Source organism: Candidatus Planktophila sp. (genome assembly GCF_040402315.1).
Classification (GTDB): Bacteria; Actinomycetota; Actinomycetes; order Nanopelagicales; family Nanopelagicaceae; genus Planktophila.
Genome location: NZ_JBBAMU010000036.1, coordinates 1 through 7,086, shown reverse-complemented (window position 1 = coordinate 7,086; position 7,086 = coordinate 1). Strand labels below are relative to the sequence as shown.

8 protein-coding genes are annotated in these 7,086 nt (G+C 48.4%); all 8 read left to right on the top strand.

What is annotated here, in order from left to right:
• Window positions 1-50: 50 nt before the first annotated feature.
• Entirely contained in the window at window positions 51-932 is an 882-nt protein-coding gene (gene sucD / locus AC9UEP_RS05405; RefSeq protein ID WP_509544818.1) for a succinate--CoA ligase subunit alpha, read from the top strand.
• Between the two features lie 7 nt (window positions 933-939).
• Window positions 940-2,025 (top strand): cell division protein PerM, encoded by a 1,086-nt coding sequence (locus AC9UEP_RS05400; protein WP_509544816.1) that lies wholly within the window; start codon window positions 940-942, stop codon window positions 2,023-2,025.
• Complete coding sequence (gene purN / locus AC9UEP_RS05395) at window positions 2,022-2,594, top strand: phosphoribosylglycinamide formyltransferase (protein ID WP_509544813.1); 573 nt, start codon at window positions 2,022-2,024, stop codon at window positions 2,592-2,594. The genes AC9UEP_RS05400 and purN overlap by 4 nt, the downstream gene beginning before the upstream one ends.
• The gene (purH, locus tag AC9UEP_RS05390) at window positions 2,587-4,134 is read left to right on the top strand and encodes a bifunctional phosphoribosylaminoimidazolecarboxamide formyltransferase/IMP cyclohydrolase (RefSeq protein WP_509544810.1); all 1,548 of its coding nucleotides are present in this window, start codon (window positions 2,587-2,589) and stop codon (window positions 4,132-4,134) included. Before purN ends, purH begins: the two co-directional genes overlap by 8 nt.
• 21 nt (window positions 4,135-4,155) lie before the next feature.
• Window positions 4,156-4,998 carry a bifunctional methylenetetrahydrofolate dehydrogenase/methenyltetrahydrofolate cyclohydrolase gene (locus AC9UEP_RS05385; protein ID WP_509544808.1) on the top strand — a complete coding sequence of 281 codons (843 nt, stop codon included), beginning with the start codon at window positions 4,156-4,158 and terminating at the stop codon, window positions 4,996-4,998.
• The gene (locus AC9UEP_RS05380; RefSeq protein ID WP_509544806.1) at window positions 4,986-5,213 is read left to right on the top strand and encodes a hypothetical protein; all 228 of its coding nucleotides are present in this window, start codon (window positions 4,986-4,988) and stop codon (window positions 5,211-5,213) included. Before AC9UEP_RS05385 ends, AC9UEP_RS05380 begins: the two co-directional genes overlap by 13 nt.
• 47 nt (window positions 5,214-5,260) lie before the next feature.
• A complete protein-coding gene (gene mdh, locus AC9UEP_RS05375; RefSeq protein WP_509544804.1) occupies window positions 5,261-6,211 on the top strand; it encodes a malate dehydrogenase in 951 nt (316 codons plus the stop codon).
• A 28-nt stretch (window positions 6,212-6,239) separates the two neighbouring features.
• The coding region (locus AC9UEP_RS05370; RefSeq protein ID WP_509544801.1) for an NADP-dependent isocitrate dehydrogenase at window positions 6,240-7,086 on the top strand (847 nt) is incomplete at its 3' end.

The window sequence follows — 7,086 nt, the reverse complement described above, 5'->3', positions numbered from 1 at the left end:
CAGACTATGGATGGAGCAGCATCACGTGCTGCAGAATTGGCGGCCAAGTAATGTCCATCTTTATTAATTCATCCAGCAAGATAATCGTTCAAGGAATGACTGGTTCTGAAGGAACTAAGCACACCCGCCGGATGTTGGCATCGGGTAGCAAAGTTGTTGGTGGAGTAACACCGGGCAAGGGTGGACAAGTTGTTGATATCAACGGAACCACACTTCCAGTATTTAACACAGTTGCGGAAGCCATGACAGCAACCGAAGCCAACGTCTCAGTTGTCTTCGTGCCGCCAAAATTTGCTAAGGCAGCAGTCATTGATGCTATTGATGCCAAGATGCCACTAGTTGTTGTAATCACTGAAGGCATTCCTGTGCACGATGCAGCATTCTTCTATGCCTACTCTGTGCAAAAGGGCACCACACAAATCATCGGCCCGAACTGTCCTGGGCTGATTAGCCCTGAACAATCAAATGTTGGCATCATTCCTGCAGATATTACAAAGCGCGGTCCCATCGGTCTGGTCTCAAAGTCGGGAACTCTCACTTATCAAATGACATATGAACTTCGAGATATTGGATTCTCAACCGCAGTTGGTATTGGCGGGGACCCAGTAATTGGAACCACCCATATTGATTGCCTTCGCGCATTCCAGGATGATCCGGAAACAACTGCAATCGTAATGATTGGTGAAATTGGTGGCGATGCGGAAGAGCGCGCAGCTGCATTTATCTCTGAGTATGTAACTAAGCCAGTTGTGGGTTATGTTGCAGGATTCACCGCCCCTGAAGGAAAAACGATGGGACATGCTGGCGCAATCGTTTCTGGCTCATCAGGTACTGCTCAAGCCAAGAAAGATGCACTTGAAGCTGCTGGCGTACGAGTAGGACAAACTCCAAGTGAAACTGCGCAATTAATCCGCGACATACTAGGTCGTTAAAACCACGATGCAACGCGTCCTCCTGGTCTCGTTGTCTCATGCATTTCGTAGCGCCGCATTTCTTCTCCTACCGTTCTCATTTATCGCACTTGTAGCTTGGTCAACTGCCGGGAGCGCAAGTGGATCAACAACGGATCCCATACGTGGGGCACTCTGGATCTGGCTTGGCGCGCACCACGTTCCATTTCAGCTCTCACTTCCACCGACTGGTGTCAGTGGCTATCTCACCTACTTGCCGATAGGTGGAGTAGTTCTGCCATTTCTTATTATCCGCTCATCATTTACACGAGTGCTCGACAGACTTAAGGGTGACTACCACGATGTCAACGTTGTCAGGCTTAACTTCTCAATTATCTATGCATTACTTGTGACCACTCTGGCTTTTATTAGTAGATCAAACCCGGTTGCAGTGCAGTGGTATTTAGCCCCACTCTTTGCATTTGCCATCGCTCTGATTTCAACTCTGACAGTGGGTAGTCGGGTAGTGCCATCACGCCCACTTCAAATGAGTGCTCGAGTTTTATCAGTTCTCCTAGGAGTTTCATTCATCGTCGTATCAGTACTTATCTTCATCAATTTTTCTGAGGTGAGAACAATCACGACCTCATTACAACCCGGCATATTTGGTGGAGTACTGCTACTAATGCTTAATATTCTCTATCTACCGAATGTGGCTGTTGCAGCGGCATCCTATTTTTCAGGAACTGGGCTTGCGGTTGGCACTGAAACTTTGGTTTCACCATATTGGTATAACTTGGGAGAGATTCCAGCCCTGCCACTTCTTGGAATTCTTCCGGTAGGCCGAGAACCACTTGCGCTCATTGGGATTCTTTTCTTCGTTGGGCTTGGTGCAATATTGGGGTATCTCACAGCTAACTTTGATATTCGAGCAATCGCCCAGAGTTACCTCTTTACCGTCATCGGTATGGTACTTCTTGGCTATCTTGCAAGTGGATCACTCATCACCGCAGAAATGGGCGCCATGGGTGTTTCAATCTGGAAGTTCGCGCTCTCAGTTGCACTCCAAATGGGAGTTGGCCTAGCTCTCACACTTCTTATTACCAATAAAGTAATGAATAAAGGCGCTCAGTGAAGCGAGTTGTCATTCTTGCATCGGGTAGCGGAACTCTGGCACAGGCCATTTTTGATGCACGCACAACTACCTTGGCAGATGTCGATATCGTTGCAGTCATATCCGATAGGAGCGATGCGCAGGTAATTGCGAGAGCAGAAGCAGCTCATATTGAGTCTTATGTAGTTCCTATGCTGTCCGATCGCACGCAATGGGATCGAGAGCTCGAGACTCTCCTTAGTGCACTGAATCCCGACCTTGTGGTCAGCGCCGGGTTCATGCGCTTGCTCTCAGCAAAGACTGTCGAAAAATTTAAGATCATCAATAGCCATCCATCTCTTCTGCCGCTCTTTCCTGGCGCACATGCAGTTCGCGACGCCCTGCAAGCAGGAGCCAGTCAGAGCGGAACCACAATTCATTGGATTGATTCGGGTCTGGATACTGGTGAGATTATCGCCCAAGAGCGACTCGACATACGCAGTGACGATACCGAAGAGTCTCTGCACGAGCGCATTAAGATTCTGGAACGGGGTCTGATAGTTGCGACCATTGCTTCGATACTGGCAACGCAGGAGAAGAAGAATGGCTAATCGCAAACCAATACGCAGGGCGCTAGTGAGCGTCTATGACAAAGCAAGATTGCTTGAGCTTGGAAAAGTTCTGGTTGCTGCCGGAGTTGAAATACTTTCTACCGGCTCTACTGCCAAAAAACTGCAGGACGCTGGGATCGCGGTGACTGAGGTCAGCAACTACACCGGTTTTCCAGAAATTATGGGCGGTCGCGTGAAGACACTTCATCCGAAGATTCATTCAGGAATTTTGGCAGATCAAAATAATCCAGAGCACCTGAAGGCAATTGCAGATCTTGATATCGAACCCTTTGATCTTGTTGTCATTAACTTGTATCCGTTTGCAGCAACTCTGGCCTCAGGTGCTGATTTTGCGCAATGTATTGAACAGATTGATATTGGCGGCCCATCGATGTTGCGTGGGGCAGCAAAGAACCATGGTTCGGTCGCGGTTGTCTGTAATACATCGCAATATGACCACCTCTTTGCATCCATTAAAGCCGGTGGCTTTAGCGATGAAGAAAGAAAGTTACTTGCGCTCGAGGTCTTTCGCACAACAGCTGAATACGACCTCACCATCGCAAGCTGGCTTGGCTCAACAATCAGTAGTGACATGCAGGATCTGGATTGGTTAGGTCTGATTTTCAAGCGCGATAATTCACTGCGTTATGGCGAGAATCCACATCAGAGTGCTGCTATTTATCGAGGCGGTCCGTCAGGAATTGTGAATGCAGTGCAATCACATGGCAAAGAGATGTCATTTAATAATTACACCGATGCTGAAGCAGCGTGGCGGGCAGCGCTAGATCATGTCGAGCCATGCGTGGCAATCATTAAGCACGCCAACCCATGTGGCATCGCAGTCGGAAAAGATATTGCTGATGCTTACGCAAAGGCACATCTATGCGATCCGGTCTCAGCATTCGGAGGAGTTGTGGCGGCAAATCGCACGGTTACTGCTGCTATGGCGCAATCTCTTTCCGAAGTATTTACTGAAGTAATTATCGCGCCTGAGTATGAAAGTGCTGCGCTAGAAATATTGACACAGAAACCATCTATTCGAATTCTTACCTGCGCTCACACTCAAATCTCCCCTCTTGAAATTCGTCCAGTATCAGGTGGCCTATTGGTGCAAGAAACTGATCTCATTACCGCCGATGGTGATGATCCAAAGAATTGGCAGCAAGTAACTGGCGCCGCACCTTCACCCAATGTAATGCGCGATCTTGTATTTGCATGGCGATCTGTTCGCGCCGTTAAGAGCAATGCCATTCTTCTTGCTAAAGATGGCGCAGCAGTAGGAATCGGAATGGGGCAGGTAAACCGAGTTGATTCTGCAAAGTTGGCCGTTGATCGCGCAGGATCTCGGGTTGCCGGAAGTGTGGGTGCATCGGATGCATTCTTCCCATTTGCTGATGGCCTTGAGATTCTTACCGCAGCCGGGGTGATAGCAATCGTGCAGCCAGGTGGCAGCGTTCGTGATGAGGAAGTGATTGCTGCTGCAACTAAGGCTGGGATAGCGATGTTCTTCACCGGAACCCGACATTTCTCGCACGCCTAGAGCAACGATTAAGATAAAGCCATGAGCGCGCAAATACTTGATGGCAGAGCACTTGCTGCAACCATCAAGAAAGATCTTGCAGCTCGCACTCTGGCTTTGAAATCCAAGGGAATTACTCCGGGCCTTGGCACCATCTTGGTGGGCGATGATCCTGGGTCGCATTCTTATGTAGGCGGAAAACATAGAGATTGTCAGGAAGTAGGAATCAATTCGATCCGGGTAGACCTACCGGCAACAGCAACGCAAGCTGATGTTCTGGCTGCCATTAAAGATCTCAACGGCGCTAAAGAGTGCACTGGATATATTGTGCAACTTCCACTTCCGGCTTCAATTAATACGCAACTTATTCTTGAAGCAATTGATCCCGCAAAAGATGCCGATGGCTTACACCCACTTAATCTAGGTCGGCTCGTTGCGGGGCACCAAGCACCGCTGCCGTGCACCCCACGCGGCATTGTTGAATTAATTAACCATTATAAAATTTTACTTTCGGGTGCAGAAGTCGTTGTTATCGGGCGCGGACTTACTGTTGGTCGCCCACTTGGTCTACTGCTTACGCGAAAGAAAGAGAATGCAACCGTAACGTTGACACATACCGGTACCAAAGATTTGCTCGCTCACACACAGCGCGCCGATATTGTGATTGCTGCTATCGGACAACCACACTTCTTGAAAGCCAAGATGATTAAGCCTGGTGGAGTAATTCTCGATGTCGGAATCTCACGGACAGATGCCGGACTCATTGGTGATGTTGATCCAGGTGTATTCGATGTCGCATCATTCGTTGCACCAATGCCAGGTGGTGTTGGGCCCATGACTCGTGCCATGTTGCTGATGAATGTGGTTGATGCATGCGAGCGATAAACGCCCTACAACTTCGTATTGCATACATAGTTATTTCACTCGGAGTTCTCCTTGGTATTGCCGGATTTGTCCGTACTGGGGCGCTGCTTATTTCGGCAGGCACCGGTGTGATTGCGCTCTCGCAATGGGAATCTCGCTCCTTCGAGCGATATCTGCCGCTCACGATTGCGATAGTACTTTTTGGGCTGGCAATCGCACTTCCTAATGGGTTGTAGAATTCTCTCGACATCAAGATAAAACCAGATCGATTAAAAGGATAGCTATGACAAAGAAAGTCACCGTTGTAGGTGCAGGCTTCTACGGATCAACCACAGCACTTCGTTTAGCTGAGTACAACATCTTTGATGAAGTTGTACTCACCGATATCCTTGAAGGAAAGCCAGAGGGTTTGGCCCTTGATATGAACCAATCTCGCTCTATCGAAGGTTTTGAAACGCGCATCACTGGCGCGACAACTACAGCCGAGGGTGCTGGCTATGAAAAGACTGCCAACTCTGATGTGGTGGTCATTACCGCAGGACTTCCACGCAAGCCTGGAATGAGCCGTATGGATTTGATTGGCGTTAACGCCGGAATCGTTCGTGGAGTCGCAGAAAATATTGCAAAGCATTCACCGAACGCAGTCATTATCGTGGTCTCTAATCCACTCGATGAAATGACCGCCCTGGCACAGATTGCGACCAACTTTCCAAAGAATCGTGTGATGGGTCAAGCTGGAATGCTCGATACTGCGCGCTTTACCAATTTTGTGGCAGAAAAGCTTGGAGTCCCAGTTGCTTCAGTCAAAACTCTGACACTGGGTTCACATGGAGACACTATGGTCCCCGTTCCAAGTCGTTGCACCGTAAATGGTGTGGCACTTTCTGAGAAGTTATCCCAGACCGAAATTGATGAATTAGTTGATCGCACTCGTAATGGTGGCGCTGAAGTAGTTGCACTTCTGAAAACTGGCTCGGCCTATTATGCACCATCTGCCGCAGCAGCACGCATGGCAAAGGCTGTAACTGAAGATTCAGGCGATGTCATGCCGGTGTGCGCATGGGTCGATGGCGAATATGGAATTTCTGGCGTCTATCTCGGTGTTGAAGCAGAGATTGGCAAAGTAGGCATTCGCAAAGTTGTGGAGAGCGCGCTGACAGATGCAGAAGTCGCATCATTGAAGGAAGCTGCAGAAGCTGTTCGGGCAAAACAAGCAGACGTTCTGACGCTGTAATTGAGTAGAAGCTAATCGGGAGAAGATAATGTCAAAGATTAAAGTAGCAGGCACAGTTGTTGAGCTCGATGGCGATGAGATGACCCGCATTATTTGGCAGTTCATCAAAGACCAGCTGATCTTGCCTTACCTTGATGTCAACCTTGAGTATTACGACCTTGGTATGGAACACCGCGATGCAACCAATGATCAAGTAACCATCGATTCTGCTCGCGCAATCCAGAAGCATGGCGTGGGAATCAAGTGCGCAACTATTACTCCTGATGAAGCCCGCGTTGAAGAATTTGGCCTCAAAAAAATGTGGAAGTCCCCTAACGGAACTATTCGCAACATCCTTGGTGGCGTCATTTTCCGTGAGCCAATCATTATCAGCAATGTTCCGCGATTAGTTCCACACTGGACTCAGCCAATTGTTATCGGCCGCCATGCATTCGGCGATCAATACCGTGCCACAGATTTCAGAGTACCAGGAGCTGGAAAGCTCACTCTTTCATTTGTGCCAGAAGATGGTTCTGCTCCGCAAGAGTTTGAAGTATATGACTTCAAATCTTCTGGTGTTGCCATGGCTATGTATAACGTCGATGACTCAATCCGCGACTTTGCTCGAGCGTCACTGAACTACGGACTTCTTCGTAAATTTCCGGTCTATCTCTCAACGAAGAACACGATTCTTAAAGCTTATGATGGACGTTTCAAAAATATCTTTGAAGAGATTTACCAAGCAGAATTCAAAACTCAATATATTGCAGCAGGCATTTGGTATGAACATCGATTGATTGATGACATGGTAGCCATGGCACTTCGCATGGATGGCGGATATGTCTGGGCATGTAAGAACTACGATGGAGATGTGCAGTCAGATACCGTCGCACAAG